Genomic DNA, 16,488 nt, shown 5'->3' with positions numbered 1-16,488 from the left:
AATGAGGCCATGCCGAACATTTCGCACCACTCGTCGCTGACCCCTGCTTACTGCGGCCGGCTGTCGACGTCGCCCGTCCCGGCCCTGCGGCTGCCCGACGAGTCGATGGAACCCGAACAGACTTACCGGTTCATCCACGACGAGTTGATGCTCGACGGCAGCTCCCGGCTGAACCTGGCGACGTTCGTCACGACGTGGATGGACCCAGAGGCGGGCCAGCTGATGTCGGAGACGTTCGACAAGAACATGATCGACAAGGACGAGTACCCGGTCACCGCGGCGATCGAGCAGCGGTGCGTGTGCATGGTGGCCGACCTGTTCCACGCCGAGGATCTGCGTGACGACGACCCGTCGACCGCGATCGGCGTGTCCACCGTGGGATCCAGCGAGGCGGTGATGCTGGCGGGTCTTGCGATGAAGTGGCGGTGGCGGGAAAGAATCGGCTCCGGGAACGACGCCGCCTGGAAGGGCCGCACGCCGAACCTGGTGATGGGGTCCAACGTGCAGGTGGTGTGGGAGAAGTTCTGCCGCTACTTCGACGTCGAGGCGCGCTACCTGCCGATGGAGGAGGGGCGCTACGTCATCACCCCCGAGCAGGTGCGCGACGCTGTCGACGAGGACACCATCGGCGTTGTGGCGATCCTGGGTACCACGTTCACGGGCGAGCTCGAACCTGTCGGCGATATCTGCGCCGTGCTCGACACGCTTGCCAAGGACAAGGGACTCGACATTCCAGTGCACGTCGACGCGGCCAGCGGCGGCTTCGTGGTGCCGTTCCTGCACCCGATGCTGGTGTGGGACTTCCGACTGCCGAGGGTGGTGTCGATCAACGTCAGCGGGCACAAGTACGGCCTGACCTACCCCGGCATCGGGTTCGTCGTCTGGCGCAATGCCGAGCACCTGCCCGAGGACCTGGTGTTCCGGGTGAACTATCTGGGCGGCGACATGCCGACGTTCACGCTGAACTTCTCCCGCCCCGGCAATCAGGTAGTGGGGCAGTACTACAACTTCCTGCGGCTGGGCCGCGACGGCTACACGCAGGTGATGAAGTGCCTGTCGGAGACCGCGACGTGGCTCGCGCGTGAGCTGTCAGGGATGACGGGGGCTGACAACAAGCCGGTGTTCGAGGTCATCACCGACGGCTCGGCCATCCCTGTGGTGGCGTTCAAGCTGGTCGAGGGGGCCAACTACACCGTCTTCGACGTCTCGGCGCTGCTGCGCAGCTACGGCTGGCAGGTGCCCGCGTACACCATGCCCGACAACGCGACCGACGTCGCTGTGCTGCGCATCGTGGTGCGGGAGGGCTTCTCGGCGAACCTGGCCCGCGCCCTGCGCGACGACCTGGTCGAGGTGCTGGCCAAGCTGGACAAGGCGGGCATCGGCGGCTTCGCCGAGGAGGAGCATTTCGCCCACTGAAGCCCGGCCTGGGAGAACCTGGGAGAATCGGGGTCGATGAACACGCCCAGCGCGGTGATCGACCTCGACGCCATCGCCCATAACGTGGGTGTCCTGCGCGAACATGCCGGCTCGGCCGCGGTGATGGTCGTCGTCAAGGCAGACGGTTACGGGCACGGCGCCACGCCGGTGGCGCGGGCCGCCCTGGCCGCCGGTGCGGCCGAGCTGGGTGTCGCGACGGTCGACGAGGCGCTCGCGCTGCGCCGCGACGGTGTCACCGCACCGGTGCTGGCCTGGCTGCACGCCCCCGGCACCGACTTCGCGCCCGCGCTGCAGTGTGACGTGGGAGTCGCGGTGTCCTCGCCGCGGCAGGTGGCCGAGGTGCTCTCGGCGGCGACGCGCACCGGGCAGGCGGCCACGGTGACGGTCAAAGTCGACACCGGGCTCAGCCGCAACGGCGTCAGCCCGCAGGACTATCCCGCCGTCCTGGCGGCGTTGCAGAAGGCCGGCGACGCGATCCGGGTTCGCGGCCTGATGTCCCATCTCGCGCACGGCGACGACCCGGACCACCCGTTCAACGACGAGCAGGCCCGCAGGTTGAGGTCGTTCGTCGATCAGGCCCGCACGGCGGGCATCACGTATGACGTTGTGCACCTGAGCAATTCGCCGGCGGCGCTGACACGGCCCGATCTGGCCTTCGACATGGTGCGTCCAGGCATCGCGGTGTACGGGCAGACGCCGATCCCGGAGCGCGGTGACTTCGGCCTACGCGCCGCGATGACGGTGAAATGTCCTGTCGCGCTTGTACGTCCGGTGGCTGCCGGTGCCGGAGTGTCCTACGGCCACACGTGGACGGCCGCACGCGACACCACGTTGGCGCTGGTGCCCGCCGGGTACGCAGACGGCGTCTTCCGTACGTTGAGCAACCGCTTCGAGGTGTCGATCAACGGCCGGCGATATCCCAGCGTGGGACGGGTGTGCATGGACCAGTTCGTCGTGGACCTGGGCCCGGGGCCGGTGGACGTCACCGAAGGGGACGACGCGATTCTGTTCGGGCCGGGCGATGACGGAGAGCCGACGGCCCAGGACTGGGCGGAACTGTTGGACACCATCAACTACGAAGTGGTGACCAGTCCGCGCAGGCGAATCGGGCGGACGTACATCGGGGGTCCACGGTGAGCCGCGCAGGCGCGGGCTGGCTGGCCGGCGCGGCGGGTATCGCGGCGGTCGGCTCGGCCGCGGGGGTGACGTTCGCGCGGTCGCTGCGACGGCGCGTCACCGACGAAGATCCGCACCGCGACGAGGATTTCGAGCTCCTCGATGCCGACCGCGGCTGCGTGGTGACCACCCCCGACGGCATCCCGCTCGTGGCGCGTGAGGTGGGTCCGGCCAGCGCGCCGCTGACCGTCGTGTTCGCGCACGGCTTCTGCCTGCGGATGGGCTCGTTCCACTTCCAGCGGGCCCGGCTCACGGAGCAGTGGGGCGATCAGGTGCGCATGGTCTTCTACGACCAGCGCGGCCACGGTCAATCCGGGGAGGCGCCGCCCGAGACGTACACGGTGGAACAACTCGGCCGGGACCTGGAGAGCGTTCTCGCGGTGATGGCGCCGCGGGGCCCCGTGGTATTGGTGGGTCATTCCATGGGCGGCATGACGGTGCTGTCCCACGCGCGGCAGTATCCGCAGCGCTATCCGACCCGGATCGTCGGTGCTGCGCTCATTTCTTCAGCGGCAGAGGGTGTTTCGCGGTCGCCACTGGGCGAGATCCTGAAGAATCCGGCGCTGGAGGCGGTGCGGTTCGCGGCTCGATACGCGCCCAAGACGGTGCACAGGGGCCGTGGCGCGGCGCGCTCGATCATCGGCCCGATCCTGCGCGCGGCGTCCTACGGTGACGAGAAGATCAGCCCGAGCGTGGTCGCGTTCTCGGAGCGGATGATGCACGACACGTCGATCACCACGCTCGTCGAGTTCCTGCACGCCCTCGAGGTGCACGACGAGACGGCCGCGCTCGAGACGCTGAACAAGATCCCGACCCTGGTGGCGTGCGGTGACAGCGATCTGCTCACGCCGATGGAGTACTCGCAGGAGATGGCGGATGTGCTGGCGAAGTCCGAGCTCGTGATCGTCGACGGTGCAGGGCATCTCGTCCAGTTGGAGCAGCCCGAGGTGATCGACGATGCTCTGGTGCGGCTCGTCGAGCGGGCGACGCCGTCGAAGCTGGTCGCGCTGACTCGGCGGGTCAAGGATCGGGTGCGGTCCCATGGCTGAATCCCGGGAGAGTCGGGGCACCGCGGAGCTGCTGACGGCCGAAGACACGATTGCGTTCGGCGCGTCTCTGGGCAGCGAGCTTCGTGCCGGTGACGTCGTGGTGCTGTCCGGGCCGCTGGGGGCCGGTAAGACGGTACTGGCGAAGGGGATTGCGCAGGCGATGGACGTCGAGGGTCCGGTGATCTCGCCGACGTTCGTGCTGGCCCGGGTGCACCGCCCACGGGTGGACGGTGCACCGGCGATGGTGCACGTCGATCTGTATCGGTTGCTCGACCAGGCCTCGGTAGACCTTCTGGCAGAACTGGATTCGCTCGACCTGGACACCGATCTCGACGATGCCGTCGTGGTGGTGGAGTGGGGCGAAGGTCTCGCCGAACGGCTGTCCGACAGCCATCTCGACATCCGACTGGAGCGAGCGGTGGACAGCGAGGCGCGCACCGCCATGTGGACGTGGAGCCGGCCATGAGCAAGCTGGTGCTGGCAATGGACACCGCGACGCCCGCCGTGACCGCAGGTGTGGTCCGCATCGACGGCCGGTCGTCGGAGGTCCTTGCCGAACAGGTGACCGTCGATCCCCGCGCGCACGCAGAACAGTTGACGCCCAACATCGTCGGCGCGCTCCGAGACGCCGAGGTGTCGATGGGTCAGCTCGACGCGATCGTCGTGGGTTGTGGCCCGGGCCCGTTCACCGGGCTGCGGGTCGGGATGGCGACGGCGGCCGCATTCGGACACGCGCTCGGCCGCCCTGTGTACGGCGTGTGCAGTCTGGACGCGATCGCGGTGGGCACCTCCGGCGACGTGCTCGTGGTGACCGATGCGCGACGCCGCGAGGTGTACTGGGCGCGCTACCGCGACGGTGTCCGGTTCGACGGCCCTGCGGTGAACGCCGCGGCTGATGTGCCGGCGGGCGCCGATGCTGTCGCCGGATCTCCCGATCACGTATCGCTGTTCGAACTCCCACGGCTGGGGCCGGTATATCCGACGGCGGTGGGACTGGTGGCAGCTGTTGCCGATTGGGATGCCGAGCCGGAGCCTTTGATTCCGCTGTACCTGCGTAGGCCCGATGCCAAGCCGCCGACCGCTGGAAGAGCACGGTGACCGCGCAGTACGGTTCGCTCACGCCGAGCGACGCACTTCGGTGCGCCGAGCTGGAGTCGCAGCTGTTCGACGGGGACGACCCGTGGCCCGAACGCGCGTTCCTGGCCGAGTTGGCGGCCAAGCACAACTTCTACGTGGGCGCGCGCATCGAGGACAAACTCGTCGGCTATGCCGGGATCGCCCGGCTGGGCAGGTTCAAGCCGTTCGAATACGAGATCCACACGATCGGCGTCGACCCCGCATTCCAGGGGCACGGGATCGGACGCCAGATGCTGCATCGCTTGTTCGACTTCGCGGACGGGGCAACGATTTTCCTTGAGGTTCGGACCGACAACGTTGCCGCGATCGGGCTGTACGAGAGCGAAGGGTTTGTGAAGATCGGTGTGCGCAAGCGGTACTACCGCGTGAGCGGAGCGGACGCCTACACCATGAAGCGCGAGAAACGAGAGCTGCCGTGATCATCCTGGCCATCGAGAGTTCGTGCGACGAAACCGGGGTGGGTATCGCCGAACTCGGCGACGACGGATCGGTGACGCTGCTGGCCGACGAGGTCGCCTCCAGCGTCGACGAGCATGCGAGGTTCGGCGGCGTCGTACCCGAGATCGCGTCCCGGGCGCATCTGGAGGCGCTCGGGCCGACGATGCGCAGGGCATTGGCGGCTGCGGGCGTCGTCAAGCCCGACGTGGTGGCGGCCACGATCGGGCCGGGCCTGGCGGGCGCGCTCCTGGTGGGAGTTGCTGCAGCGAAGGCGTATTCGGCGGCGTGGCAGGTGCCCTTTTATGCCGTCAACCACCTCGGTGGGCATCTGGCCGCAGATGTCTTCGACCATGGGCCGCTGCCGGAGAGCATCGGACTGTTGGTCTCGGGCGGCCACACCAACCTGCTGCACGTGCGGTCGCTGGGTGAGCCGATCGTGGAACTCGGGTCGACGGTCGACGACGCCGCGGGGGAGGCGTACGACAAGATCGCAAGGCTGCTCGGGCTCGGTTATCCCGGCGGCAGGGTGCTCGACGAGCTTGCGCGCGAAGGGGATTCGACAGCGATCGTGTTCCCGCGCGGGATGACGGGGCCGCGCGACGATCCGTACGCGTTCAGCTTCTCGGGTCTGAAGACGGCCGTGGCGCGCTACGTCGAAAGTCATCCGGAGGCGTCTCAGGCTGATGTGGCGGCGGGCTTCCAGGAGGCGGTCGCCGACGTATTGACCGCGAAGGCGGTGCGGGCAGCGAAGGAGCTCGGCGTGTCCACGCTGTTGATCGCCGGGGGAGTGGCGGCGAACTCGCGGCTGCGGGAACTGGCGGCGCAGAGGTGCGAGAAGGCCGGTATGACGTTGCGAATCCCACGGCCGAGGTTGTGCACGGACAACGGCGCGATGATCGCGTCGTTCGCGGCGCATTTGATCGCCGCGGGCGCCGAGCCGTCGCCGTTGGATGCCGCCAGTGATCCGGGACTGCCCGTTGTGCAGGGGCAGGTGGCTTAGAACGGCGGGTCGTTGCCGCGGGCGGTGTCACCCCCGGCTTCGCGCGCCTCGCGATTGCGGCGTCGCTCGGCAGCGATGTACGCAGCGCGTGACTGGGCTCTGGTGCGTCGGCGGCGGGGCATCTTGGCGTCACCCTTTTCTTTGGGAGGCGCCTGAGGTGGGTCACCGTTCCACAGCGTCGCGGTCGGCGCACAGAGCATCGGGAACAGCAGTCGGCTGCCGGGACGAGTGGTGTAGGTGTGGCCTGTAGGTGCGGTCCATACGACGGAGCCATCGGGGTGCTGACGGTCGCGCCACCCGGTGGGCCCGCCCCAGAAAGTCTTCAGAAGATGATGAAAACGGCACAGGCACTTCAGGTTCGAGGCATGTGTGGGGCCAACGGGGTGGGGCACGGTGTGGTCGATGTCGGCGTCGGTCGCGGGCTTGTCGCAGCCAGGGAAGCGGCAGGTCAGATCGCGGCACCGAACGAACTCGGCCAGGGCACGCGAAGGAAACCGGCCGGTTTCGCTCGAGGACTGGCCGGGGTGGACCACCGTCCGCAGTGTCGCGGCGTCGGCGATCGCCTCGAACAGCGGTGCGGGCATGAATCCTGAGCCGAACAGGTAGCCCGGACGTTTGTGGGTCAGCTTGGGTGTGGTGCGCGACTTCGGGCGCGCCGCAGCGGGCTCAGATGCACCGGTGGATTCCGCGACGGGTGTCGGCGTCGTCTGGTCCGTGACGACGAAGACGGTGATGTCGCGCAGCGGCTTGGGGTTGGCGGCGGCTTCGCAGTCGGGGTTGCCGCATTGGCAGGCCAGGGTGGTGACGCCTGACAAGAGTGCAGTGAAGGCGTCGTTGCGGCGGTCGTCGAGGCTGCGTGGATCGGCTTCGCACACGCTGTAGGCCATGGTCAGCAGGGTGCGCTCGCCGGCGGCGGCGTCACAGGCGAACATGCGCGCCTGCACGCTGGTGAACCCGGGGGCGTCTTTGGGGTGGCCGAAATCGACGGTGCGGGAGGTTTCGCCCTCGCGTGACTTGCGGAGGGCGTCGCAATCGTGGCGTTCGACGATGCTGTCGATCTCGGCCTCGGTCTTCTTGATCGACAGTGGACCCCAGCCCACGATCTCGTCGGCCAGGTCGGCGTCGACGGCAGCGATCAGATCCGTGTCGACGATCATGGCGGTGCGATTGATGATGGCGCGTACCAGCAGGTCACTCAGGAGGCCTTGGAGGAACAGCGCCCCGATCTTGGGGAGGCGGTCGCGCAGAACCACGCCGCGATAGACCTGATGCAGGGCCAGGCCCTGGGTGATGTTGTAGGCGGCGGCGATCTCGGCGGTGACGGCGGCTTCGGGATCGACCCACCAGTCCAGGCGATCCCGCGCAGGTAGACCGGTGCGACGGAGGAAGAGTTCAGCCATGCCGGCGAGCTTGCGGGCACAGGCGGCGTTCTCGGCCCGGGTGATGGCAGCAGCGGCGTCGACGAGCTCCGCGTCCGACAACTCGGCCAACTGGCCGGGCTCCGCCACTACGTCATCGAACATGTGTTCGATTATGCCAGCCGGGTCGGACACCCTGCCGCATTGAATGTTCGCCCGGGGGGGAAGAGTGCGCCCCCGATCTTGAGCGCTAGCACTCTCGTGTATAGAGTGCTAGGCGGCAGGTCGGTTCACCCCTGTGTCGGCACCCGCGACGACGGCGCGAGGGTAGGCACCGGCCACCGGAGAAGCAGACACCCACATAACAACAGAAGTGAAGGGGCTCCATCGTGGCGAGCGTGAACATCAAGCCACTCGAGGACAAGATCCTCGTACAGGCCAACGAGGCCGAGACCACGACCGCTTCCGGTCTGGTCATCCCCGACACCGCCAAGGAGAAGCCGCAGGAAGGCACCGTCGTCGCAGTTGGCCCCGGCCGCTGGGATGAGGATGGCGAGAAGCGGATTCCTCTGGACGTGTCGGAGGGCGACGTGGTCATCTACAGCAAGTACGGCGGCACCGAGATCAAGTACAACGGCGAGGAGTACCTGATCCTGTCGGCTCGCGACGTGCTGGCTGTCGTCTCCAAGTAAGCGAATCGTGTATCCGCCCCGGACGTCCCGCTTTTGACGGGTGATGTCCGGGGCGGTACGCGTTCCACCCGTCCCCAAGGGAAAGACATTCATGAGTAAGCAGATTGAGTTCAACGAAACCGCGCGTCGCGCCATGGAGGTCGGCGTCGACAAGCTCGCCGACGCGGTCAAGGTGACGCTGGGTCCGCGCGGCCGCCACGTGGTGCTTGCCAAGGCCTGGGGCGGACCGACCGTCACCAACGACGGTGTGACCATCGCCCGCGACATCGACCTCGAGGATCCGTTCGAGAACCTCGGCGCTCAGCTGGTCAAGTCGGTGGCCACCAAGACCAACGACATCGCCGGTGACGGCACCACCACCGCCACCGTGCTGGCCCAGGCGCTGGTGAAGGCCGGTCTGCGCAACGTCGCAGCCGGTGCCAACCCCATCGCCCTCGGCGCGGGCATCTCGAAGGCCGCGGAGGCTGTCTCCGAAGCGCTGCTGGCTGCCGCCACCCCCGTCAAGGACGCGAAGTCCATCGGCCAGGTCGCCACCGTCTCGTCGCGTGACGAGCTGGTCGGTGAGCTCGTCGGTGAGGCGATGACCAAGGTCGGCACCGACGGTGTCGTCACGGTCGAGGAGTCCTCGACGCTGAACACCGAGCTCGAGGTCACCGAGGGCGTCGGCTTCGACAAGGGCTTCATCTCGGCCTACTTCGTCACCGACTTCGACTCGCAGGAAGCCGTTCTCGAAGACGCGCTGGTGCTGCTGCACCGCGAGAAGATCAGCTCGCTGCCCGACCTGCTGCCGCTGCTGGAGAAGGTCGCCGAGGCCGGCAAGCCGCTGCTGATCGTCGCCGAAGACGTCGAGGGCGAGGCGCTTTCGACGCTGGTGGTCAACGCCATCCGCAAGACGCTCAAGGCCGTCGCGGTCAAGGCGCCGTTCTTCGGTGACCGCCGCAAGGCATTCCTCGACGACCTCGCCGTCGTCACCGGCGGTCAGGTCGTCAACCCCGACGTGGGCCTGGTCCTGCGCGAGGTCGGCCTCGAGGTGCTCGGCACCGCGCGTCGCGTCGTCGTCGACAAGGACAGCACCGTGATCGTCGACGGTGGCGGCACCCAGGACGCGATCGACGGCCGCAAGGCGCAGTTGCGTTCCGAGATCGAGGCATCCGACTCCGACTGGGATCGCGAGAAGCTCGAAGAGCGGCTGGCGAAGCTCGCCGGCGGCGTCGCGGTCATCAAGGTCGGCGCGGCCACCGAGACGGACCTGAAGAAGCGCAAGGAAGCCGTCGAGGATGCTGTGGCAGCGGCGAAAGCGGCTGTCGAAGAGGGCATCGTCGTCGGCGGCGGCGCCGCACTCGTGCAGGCACGCAGCGCACTCGACAAGCTCCGCTCGGAGCTCAAGGGTGACGAGCTCCTCGGAGTCGACGTGTTCGCCGCCGGGCTGTCGTCGCCGCTGTTCTGGATCGCCACCAATGCGGGCCTCGACGGCGCCGTCGTGGTGAACAAGGTCGCGGAACTGCCTGCGGGACAGGGCTTCAACGCCGCCACGCTGGAGTACGGCGACCTGATCGCCGACGGCGTCATCGATCCCGTCAAGGTCACCCGTTCCGCGGTGGTCAATGCGGCGTCGGTGGCGCGCATGGTGCTCACCACCGAGACCGCGGTCGTCGACAAGCCGGCCGAACCGGAGGACGACGGCCACGGCCATGGGCATGGCCACGGCCATCACCACCACTGATTCCGCTAGCCCCCGCTAGTCGGCGCACGAGAAACACCCCCGGTCCTGTTGGGCCGGGGGTGTTTTCGTCAGACCTATTGCGCCACCGGCTGAATCGAGACAAGGCGGAACACGCCGGGCTGCGCCTCGTCGGACGCGAATCCGACGACCAGACTGTCCGGCGGGAACTGCGTGGCCAGGCCGTTCAACGTCCGAGACAAAAACACCTTGGCCTTCGCGTTGCCGTACCAGTTGGGATCTGACGGATCGGTGGACAGCCCCGCCGTCTGCTCGATCGAGGTGTCCCAGTTCCTGATGGGCTCGGGCGGCGTGGGGCCGAAGCCCTCGGACTTTCGATACGCATCCGCCGGCCCGGCCAGCGTGATCGCCGGACCGCCGCCGACCGGCGTACCGGTGATCGTTCCGTTGACGGTGTCGGCGGTCACCGACACCAGACGTGACGTGCACACGCCGTCGACGACCGCGGCGGGCGCGCAGACCTCGGGCAGCGGCGCGGCATGCGCCGGCGACGCGGTCAGGGCGGCGGGGACCGCCAGGACGGCGAGCACGCGCACACGAGTGAGCCTCATGAACAGCTCATCGGCGCACACCGCGCAAGAGTTACGGCCCCATTTGGCTTCGCAGCCGAGGCCGGTATACCCTCGACCGCGTGAACACCCGCGTGCGCGCCGGCTATTGGCGCTTTATCGAGGCTCCGGGCGGAGCCGATAAAGCGCAGCGCTAAGCGACGCATCCACCCGGAGCCCAGGCAGTGACCATCAGGTCGCTGCCTTTCGTCATTCAAGGGCACCGGAAGCGAAGGGCAGGTGCCCGAACCAGGAAGGCACCCTTGTGAACATGGCGCAGATCGCCACCCCGGAAACCACGTCCGACCGGCGTGTCCGCAGCTTCAGCGACATCCCGAGCCCGCACGCGGTCCTCGCCGAGTTCCCGCTGGGCGCCCGCCGCGCCGAGCGCGTCGCGCGGGACCGCGAGGAGATCGCCGACATCCTCGCCGGCCGCGACGACCGGCTGCTGGTTGTCGTCGGACCGTGCTCGGTGCATGATCCGGCGGCAGCGCTGGAGTACGCGAGCCGCTTGGTCGAGGTCGCCGACGAGCTCAGCGACCGCCTCAAGGTGGTCATGCGGGTCTACTTCGAGAAGCCGCGCACCACGATCGGCTGGAAGGGTCTGATTAACGATCCGGGCATGGACGGAACCTTCGATGTCGCCCGCGGCCTGCGCATCGCCCGCCAATTGCTGCTCGACATCATCGACATCGGCCTGCCGGTCGGGTGCGAGTTCCTGGAACCCACCAGCCCGCAGTACATCGCCGACGCGGTGGCGTGGGGCGCGATCGGCGCCCGTACCACCGAGTCGCAGGTGCACCGGCAGTTGGCGTCGGGTCTGTCGATGCCCGTGGGGTTCAAGAACGGCACCGACGGCAACATCCAGGTGGCCGTCGACGGGGTCAACGCGGCTGCGGCGCCGCACGTCTTCTTCGGCATGAACGACCTCGGACGGGGTGCACTCGTGAGCACCACCGGCAACGAGGACTGCCATGTGATCCTGCGCGGCGGCACCGACGGTCCCAACTGTGACGCCGAGTCGGTCACCGCGGCAGCGGCGAAGCTGGCGAAAGCCGGTCTTCCCGGCCGCGTCGTGATCGACTGCAGCCATGCCAATTCCGGCAAGGACCACATCCGCCAGGCGCAGGTCGCGCTGGACGTCGCACAGCTGGTGCGGGACGGCCTGCCGATCAGCGGCGTGATGCTGGAAAGCTTCCTGGTGGCCGGGGCGCAGGCGCCGGAAGCTCGTCCGCTCGTCTACGGGCAGTCCGTCACCGACAAGTGCATGGATTGGGGCGCAACGGATCTCGTGCTACGCGAGCTAAGCCTCCAGGCGGGCCCGGACGCTTTGTAACCGCTCCTGCAACGCCGCCTCGTCGATCACCCCGCGTGCCAGCAGCGAGTGCGCGAGTGCCACGAGTTGACTTTCCGGGTAGGGCAATTCGGCGTACAGCGTGGCCGAGAGCTCGTCCTCTTCGTCGCGGCGCTGTTTGAAATCCGGCAGATTGTCCGCGCAGGCGGCGCGGTCGAGCGCGTCGCAGATCCCGTCGAGACTGGTCTTCCACGGAGGGATGGGGTTCTCGACGCCGTACTTGGCGGCCATCCGATGCCAGACCTGGTCCCGCTCGACGATCTCGTCGAGGACGGCGATTCTGCGCGGCGTCACGGGTGCACCGCCGGCCGGGTGTCGACGATGACGTTGGTCGTCACCCCTGCCCTGGGCAGCGCGACGCCGATCAGGCAGTCCCGCGTGACGATCTCGGCCAGCTGCGGCTCGGTCCAGTCGTCGGTTCCGTCCGGCCGCATCGGCATCACCATGAAGCGGTGCTTCTGATTGGAGTCCTGCACCCGGACCTCGACGTCGTCGGGCAGGTACAGCCCGAACTCGGCGAGCACCTGCCGGGGCCAGCGGACCAGCCGCCGCCGGTAGTTCGGCGTGCGGTACCACTCCGGCGAATTGCCGAGGATGGGCCGCGGATAGCAGGAGCACAGCGCGCAGACGATGACGTGGTGCACCGTCGGGGTGTCCGCGAGGATCTCGAAGGCCGTGAAATCGCTGGGTGTGCCGAATCCGGTGGGTTCCATCCAGTCGACGCCGACCTCCTTGCTGGCGGTCATCGGCTCGGCCAGCGCCAGCTCCTTGAACTCCGGATCCAGCCACGCCTTCGCGACCAGGGTCGCAGCGGGAGTGGGCCCGATCTGTTCGGCGAACTCGGTGAAGTGGCGGTGGTCCTCCGCGGTGAAGATGCCCTTCTCGATGCACAATTCCCGCAGCGCGATCTCCAGCACCTCGAAGTCAGTGATCTCGTCCACCATCGGCTTGACCGTCCGGTCGTGGTCGTGGTCGTGTGACACGGGCGAGTCCTCTCAGGATTCGAGCCAACGCTCGGGCAGTTCGGTACGCAACGTGTCGGTGGGGGTTCCGGTGTAGCCGTGCCAGAGATCCGACATGGTGAACTCGACGACGTAGAACCACTCCGGCTTGGCGTCGGGACGATCCCACGTCTCGTCCTCCGCGGCGGGACTCTCGTAGGCGACGGTGGCGATCCTGCCCGTCGCCCCCCGCACGTACTCAGGGGTGCGGGTGTAGAAGACGACGGGTAGATCCCGCACCGTCACCGTGTCTCCCACGTTGAACTTCGGGTCGCCGGCCTGCCCGGCGTAGACCTGCGGGTCGCCCTTGCCGACGGCGTGCCGGTGGTGAGCGTTGCGTGTGACTCCGGAGCCGTCGCCCTCTGACTTCGGCTGTGCCTCAGGCATTCTGCCGTCCAACCCGCCCGCATACCGCGCCTGGACCTCGGCCATGCGTTCACTGAGCTCGCCGAGCGCGATGTGGTGCTTCTCGACCAGAACCCGTGCGACGGCAAGGAGCCAACGGCCGTAGTAGGGCAGCCCGAGGTACTCCGCCCGTCCCACGTCGACGTTGCCGATCCGGCGTCGTTCCTCGGAAAGCCAGATGCCGCGCCATGCGAGCACCTCACACATGACGTACGTCAACTCTTCCCACTGCTCGTACTGCTTGTTCTCGTACTTCATGGGGGCGTCGGGTTCGCCGCCGACATCGTGAACGGGCTTGAGGTACGCCTTGATCCGCGCATGGTCGAGCAGGTCCGGGGTCGGAGCGTCGGGAAGCTCGGGATAGGCGGACTTGAGTCGTGCCACGAGGTCGAGCTGCGCTGCCCGCTCGGCGGCTGTGCTCATGGCGCTCCTTCTGGGGGCGGCGTGAAACCACTTGCGCAGCAATGTTTTTGATGCGCACACCTGGCGTCGCGCACTGTCCGGGAGGTCGTCAGATTAACACCCGAACGCAGTGGTCATCAACGAATTGCGGCAGATTCGCACGCCGAGGTCGCGCGCATAATTGACGTGAGCAGCAAACGGGTTCAGTACATTTTGATCATGAACCAGGTATCGCGCCCGTCGGCGCTTGTGATCGCAGGTGTGGCGGCGTTGGGAATCGTGACCGGCTGCGCGGGGTCTGGCGCACCCTCGAACGAGGCGCCTGCCGCCCCGGTGATGCCGACGAATGGCGGCTCCGCGAACTCTGGTGCGGATTCGGTCGCCGGAACCGCCCCGGAGTTCGGGCCTCCGCAGTCGCCGCCGGAAGAGAAGCGCGACGTCGTCAGGACGGCGTCGGTGACGATGACGGTGTCCGATCCGTCCAAGGCTGCCGACGAGGCGGCCGTCATGGTCGAGAATGCCGACGGCCGGGTCGACAGCCGTTCCGAGGATGCGGGATCGGGGAGTGGCCGGGCGGTCACGTCGGTGGTGCTGCGGGTGCCCGCGGCCGAACTCGACGAGGTCGTGCGCGAGTTGAAGACGCTCGGCACCGTGGAGACTGCGTCGACCATAGCCGAGGATGTCACGGCCCAGAGGGTGGATCTCGACGCCAGGATAAGAGCTCTGCAGACCTCGGTGGACCGCCTGCTCGCGATCATGCGCGACGCCAGAGACCCCGAGGCGCTGATCACCGCCGAGAACGCGCTGTCGCAGCGGCAGGCCGAACTCGACAGCCTGCGGGCGCAGCGTGAGGCGCTCGGCGATCGGGTCGCCTACAGCACGGTCGACGTCAGCTTCTACGCCGAGACCGTGGGCGGCCCCGCTCCGAAGGAGTACGAGGGCTTCGTCGGTCAGATCGAGCGCGGCTGGGATGCGCTGGTCGCGGTGGCCAGCGGTGCGGTGCTGCTACTGGGATTGATGCTGCCGTGGCTCGGCGTGCTGGCCATCGTGGGTGCGGTCATCTACGCCATCGTGCGGTGGGCGCAGCGACGATCACTCCCGGCCGCGACGCAAGCGCCGGAGGTCAACGCTGACGCCACGACTGATGCGTGAACCAAGTTCGGTGAGACCGTGATCAGGCGGTACGGCGGATGCCGCGCTTGAGCAGAAGCTCACGCTCGGACTCGCTGAGCCCTCCCCAGATTCCGTAGGGCTCGCCGACGGCGAGCGCATGTGAACGGCACTGAGCGATCACGGGGCAACGGCGGCACATCTCTTTGGCTCGCATCTCGCGCTGCGCGCGGGCGCGGCCGCGCTCGCCATCGGGATGGAAGAACATCGACGAATCGACGCCTCGGCAAACTCCCTGCATCTGCCAATCCCAGATATCAGCATTCGGTCCCGGAAGCTGTTGCGGCTGTGGCAATGGAAAACCTCTCCCTCAGACCCGATACGCGTCGCAAACGATGCGTGAGTCGTGGAACAAATCCGAGCACAGTCGCCGATGACCACTCGTGCACACAACGTAGAAGGGCTTGCGAATTGCCGTCAATAGCCCTTCGGTGTGCCGAACCACATATGCGCTGGCAGAAAATTTACATCACGTTCATCGAAGTAGCGTTTTGCCAACGGAACTGGTGATACACGGCTTTGTCCACCAACGCGAACACCGTGGTTTCGGCACTTCGCGATAAATGTGAACTGACAATCTCGGATCTTTGTTCGGTCGCCCGTTGATCTCGTTGTAACAGGCGGTCCATCAACTGTTAACTAACGTGATTTTCAAAACACGTCGCGATTGATACGGTCGCGGATCAATGAGCACGGCGCCTGCTGATACCGCAAACGACTTCGAGGCCGCCGCGTTCGGTAGCAACCCCGCCGCGTGGCCGCTGCCGTCCGCCGGTTGCGCACGCGAACTGTGGCTACGCGCCGTTGCCGCCGGCGCGCAGGGTCGCTACGCCAGCGCACTCGCCGACCTCGAGCGCATCCGTCACGTCCCGGGCGCAGCCGCGATGGCCTCGCTGGTGTCCAGCACCAGGGCCTCGTTTTTCCGGCAACTCGGTTGGCACGACGTTGCGCGCGGGTGGGACGGGCGGGCCGCCGCGCTGGCACACACCGACGAAGCGCGGGCCGACGCGCTGATCGGCCTGGCCGCCGACGCGCTCGGCGTCGGCCGGTTCGCGGCCTCGGCGCGGGCGCTCGAACTCGCCGCCGAGCCGGTGAAAAGTGCCCGCAACGGACGGCTGCCCATCCGATTGTCCTGGGTGACGGCCGAACTGGCGATGTTCCGCGGCGACGGCGCCGCCGCCGTCGCTCCCGCCGAAACGGGTGTGCGGCTGTCGTCGGGCTACGGATCGGTGCGGCACGCAGTCAAGTCGCGTGTAGTCTTGGCGGCCGCACTGTGCAGTACAGGCGCGTTCGAGGCCGCGCGCCGGGAGGGCGACGCGGCGCTGGATCAGGCCCTCCGGTCGGGCCTCGTCCCTCTGCAGTGGGCAGTCGCGAGCCTGCTCGCCGACATCGCCGAGGACCCGCGTTCGGCGACTCGATATCAGCTCCTGCGGGATGAGTGTGCCCAAAAGGTGATCAGATGGGGCGGCGTGTGGCGCCCGCGGTAACCGGGTTGTACCCCTCCAGGTCGTTATTGTTTAGCTGAACCACACCCATTCCATACCGACCCGGTCCCGACTGAAGCTGCCACTTGCCCCTCC

18 protein-coding genes are annotated in these 16,488 nt (G+C 67.5%); 12 read left to right on the top strand and 6 right to left on the bottom strand.

The genetic code is table 11. The features are described 5' to 3' along the window. Positions 1-9 precede the first annotated feature (9 nt). Genes gad through tsaD form a run of 7 tightly spaced genes read left to right on the top strand, consistent with a single transcriptional unit; the run spans position 10 to position 6,237 of the window. Complete coding sequence (gad, locus tag ACAG24_RS07925; protein WP_370472354.1) at positions 10-1,416, top strand: glutamate decarboxylase; 1,407 nt, start codon at positions 10-12, stop codon at positions 1,414-1,416. Between the two features lie 36 nt (positions 1,417-1,452). Continuing rightward, a complete protein-coding gene (gene alr / locus ACAG24_RS07920; RefSeq protein WP_370472355.1) occupies positions 1,453-2,574 on the top strand; it encodes an alanine racemase in 1,122 nt (373 codons plus the stop codon). Next, complete coding sequence (locus ACAG24_RS07915; protein ID WP_370472356.1) at positions 2,571-3,662, top strand: alpha/beta fold hydrolase; 1,092 nt, start codon at positions 2,571-2,573, stop codon at positions 3,660-3,662. The genes alr and ACAG24_RS07915 overlap by 4 nt, the downstream gene beginning before the upstream one ends. Then, a complete protein-coding gene (tsaE, locus tag ACAG24_RS07910) occupies positions 3,655-4,128 on the top strand; it encodes a tRNA (adenosine(37)-N6)-threonylcarbamoyltransferase complex ATPase subunit type 1 TsaE (RefSeq protein WP_370472357.1) in 474 nt (157 codons plus the stop codon). The genes ACAG24_RS07915 and tsaE overlap by 8 nt, the downstream gene beginning before the upstream one ends. Further along, a complete protein-coding gene (tsaB, locus tag ACAG24_RS07905; RefSeq protein WP_370472358.1) occupies positions 4,125-4,760 on the top strand; it encodes a tRNA (adenosine(37)-N6)-threonylcarbamoyltransferase complex dimerization subunit type 1 TsaB in 636 nt (211 codons plus the stop codon). Before tsaE ends, tsaB begins: the two co-directional genes overlap by 4 nt. Beyond that, positions 4,757-5,218 (top strand): ribosomal protein S18-alanine N-acetyltransferase, encoded by a 462-nt coding sequence (rimI, locus tag ACAG24_RS07900; protein ID WP_370472359.1) that lies wholly within the window; start codon positions 4,757-4,759, stop codon positions 5,216-5,218. The genes tsaB and rimI overlap by 4 nt, the downstream gene beginning before the upstream one ends. Beyond that, a complete protein-coding gene (gene tsaD, locus ACAG24_RS07895) occupies positions 5,215-6,237 on the top strand; it encodes a tRNA (adenosine(37)-N6)-threonylcarbamoyltransferase complex transferase subunit TsaD (RefSeq protein WP_370472360.1) in 1,023 nt (340 codons plus the stop codon). The genes rimI and tsaD overlap by 4 nt, the downstream gene beginning before the upstream one ends. Here tsaD and ACAG24_RS07890 read toward each other — a convergent pair. Beyond that, positions 6,234-7,760, bottom strand: a complete 1,527-nt coding sequence (locus tag ACAG24_RS07890) for an HNH endonuclease signature motif containing protein (protein ID WP_370472361.1) — start codon at positions 7,758-7,760, stop codon at positions 6,234-6,236. The two genes, tsaD and ACAG24_RS07890, sit on opposite strands and share 4 nt — an antisense overlap. Positions 7,761-7,984: 224 nt before the next feature. On the opposite strand from ACAG24_RS07890, the gene groES reads away from it, so the two are divergent. After that, entirely contained in the window at positions 7,985-8,287 is a 303-nt protein-coding gene (gene groES / locus ACAG24_RS07885; protein ID WP_003929249.1) for a co-chaperone GroES, read from the top strand. 91 nt (positions 8,288-8,378) lie between these two features. Then, positions 8,379-10,010 (top strand): chaperonin GroEL, encoded by a 1,632-nt coding sequence (gene groL, locus ACAG24_RS07880; RefSeq protein WP_370472362.1) that lies wholly within the window; start codon positions 8,379-8,381, stop codon positions 10,008-10,010. 74 nt (positions 10,011-10,084) lie between these two features. On the opposite strand, the gene ACAG24_RS07875 is transcribed toward groL, so the two are convergent. Then, on the bottom strand, positions 10,085-10,579 hold the full coding sequence (locus tag ACAG24_RS07875) for a hypothetical protein (protein ID WP_370472363.1): 495 nt from the start codon (positions 10,577-10,579) through the stop codon (positions 10,085-10,087). A 262-nt stretch (positions 10,580-10,841) separates the two neighbouring features. On the opposite strand from ACAG24_RS07875, the gene ACAG24_RS07870 reads away from it, so the two are divergent. Next, on the top strand, positions 10,842-11,912 hold the full coding sequence (locus ACAG24_RS07870) for a 3-deoxy-7-phosphoheptulonate synthase (RefSeq protein WP_370472364.1): 1,071 nt from the start codon (positions 10,842-10,844) through the stop codon (positions 11,910-11,912). Here the strand turns inward: ACAG24_RS07870 and ACAG24_RS07865 are convergent. From ACAG24_RS07865 to ACAG24_RS07855, 3 genes are read right to left on the bottom strand one after another with little or no spacing between them, the layout of a single operon-like run. Next, positions 11,880-12,161 (bottom strand): thiocyanate hydrolase, encoded by a 282-nt coding sequence (locus ACAG24_RS07865; RefSeq protein WP_370472645.1) that lies wholly within the window; start codon positions 12,159-12,161, stop codon positions 11,880-11,882. The two genes, ACAG24_RS07870 and ACAG24_RS07865, sit on opposite strands and share 33 nt — an antisense overlap. Before the next feature lie 59 nt (positions 12,162-12,220). Further along, entirely contained in the window at positions 12,221-12,874 is a 654-nt protein-coding gene (gene scnC, locus ACAG24_RS07860; RefSeq protein ID WP_370472646.1) for a thiocyanate hydrolase subunit gamma, read from the bottom strand. A 51-nt stretch (positions 12,875-12,925) separates the two neighbouring features. Next, positions 12,926-13,759: a nitrile hydratase subunit beta gene (locus ACAG24_RS07855; protein WP_370472365.1), complete on the bottom strand. Its 834-nt coding sequence runs from the start codon at positions 13,757-13,759 to the stop codon at positions 12,926-12,928. A gap of 198 nt (positions 13,760-13,957) precedes the next feature. On the opposite strand from ACAG24_RS07855, the gene ACAG24_RS07850 reads away from it, so the two are divergent. Further along, positions 13,958-14,890: a DUF4349 domain-containing protein gene (locus ACAG24_RS07850; RefSeq protein ID WP_370472366.1), complete on the top strand. Its 933-nt coding sequence runs from the start codon at positions 13,958-13,960 to the stop codon at positions 14,888-14,890. Between the two features lie 22 nt (positions 14,891-14,912). Here the strand turns inward: ACAG24_RS07850 and ACAG24_RS07845 are convergent, their stop codons facing one another. Beyond that, entirely contained in the window at positions 14,913-15,203 is a 291-nt protein-coding gene (locus ACAG24_RS07845; RefSeq protein WP_270720040.1) for a WhiB family transcriptional regulator, read from the bottom strand. 391 nt (positions 15,204-15,594) lie between these two features. On the opposite strand from ACAG24_RS07845, the gene ACAG24_RS07840 reads away from it, so the two are divergent. Continuing rightward, positions 15,595-16,395, top strand: a complete 801-nt coding sequence (locus ACAG24_RS07840) for a serine/threonine-protein kinase (protein WP_370472367.1) — start codon at positions 15,595-15,597, stop codon at positions 16,393-16,395. The last annotated feature ends 93 nt before the right edge of the window (positions 16,396-16,488 follow it).

Origin of the sequence: Mycobacterium bulgaricum (assembly GCF_041287165.2) — a bacterium.
GTDB lineage: Bacteria > Actinomycetota > Actinomycetes > Mycobacteriales > Mycobacteriaceae > Mycobacterium > Mycobacterium bulgaricum.
This window is presented reverse-complemented; position numbering and strand designations above follow the sequence as displayed.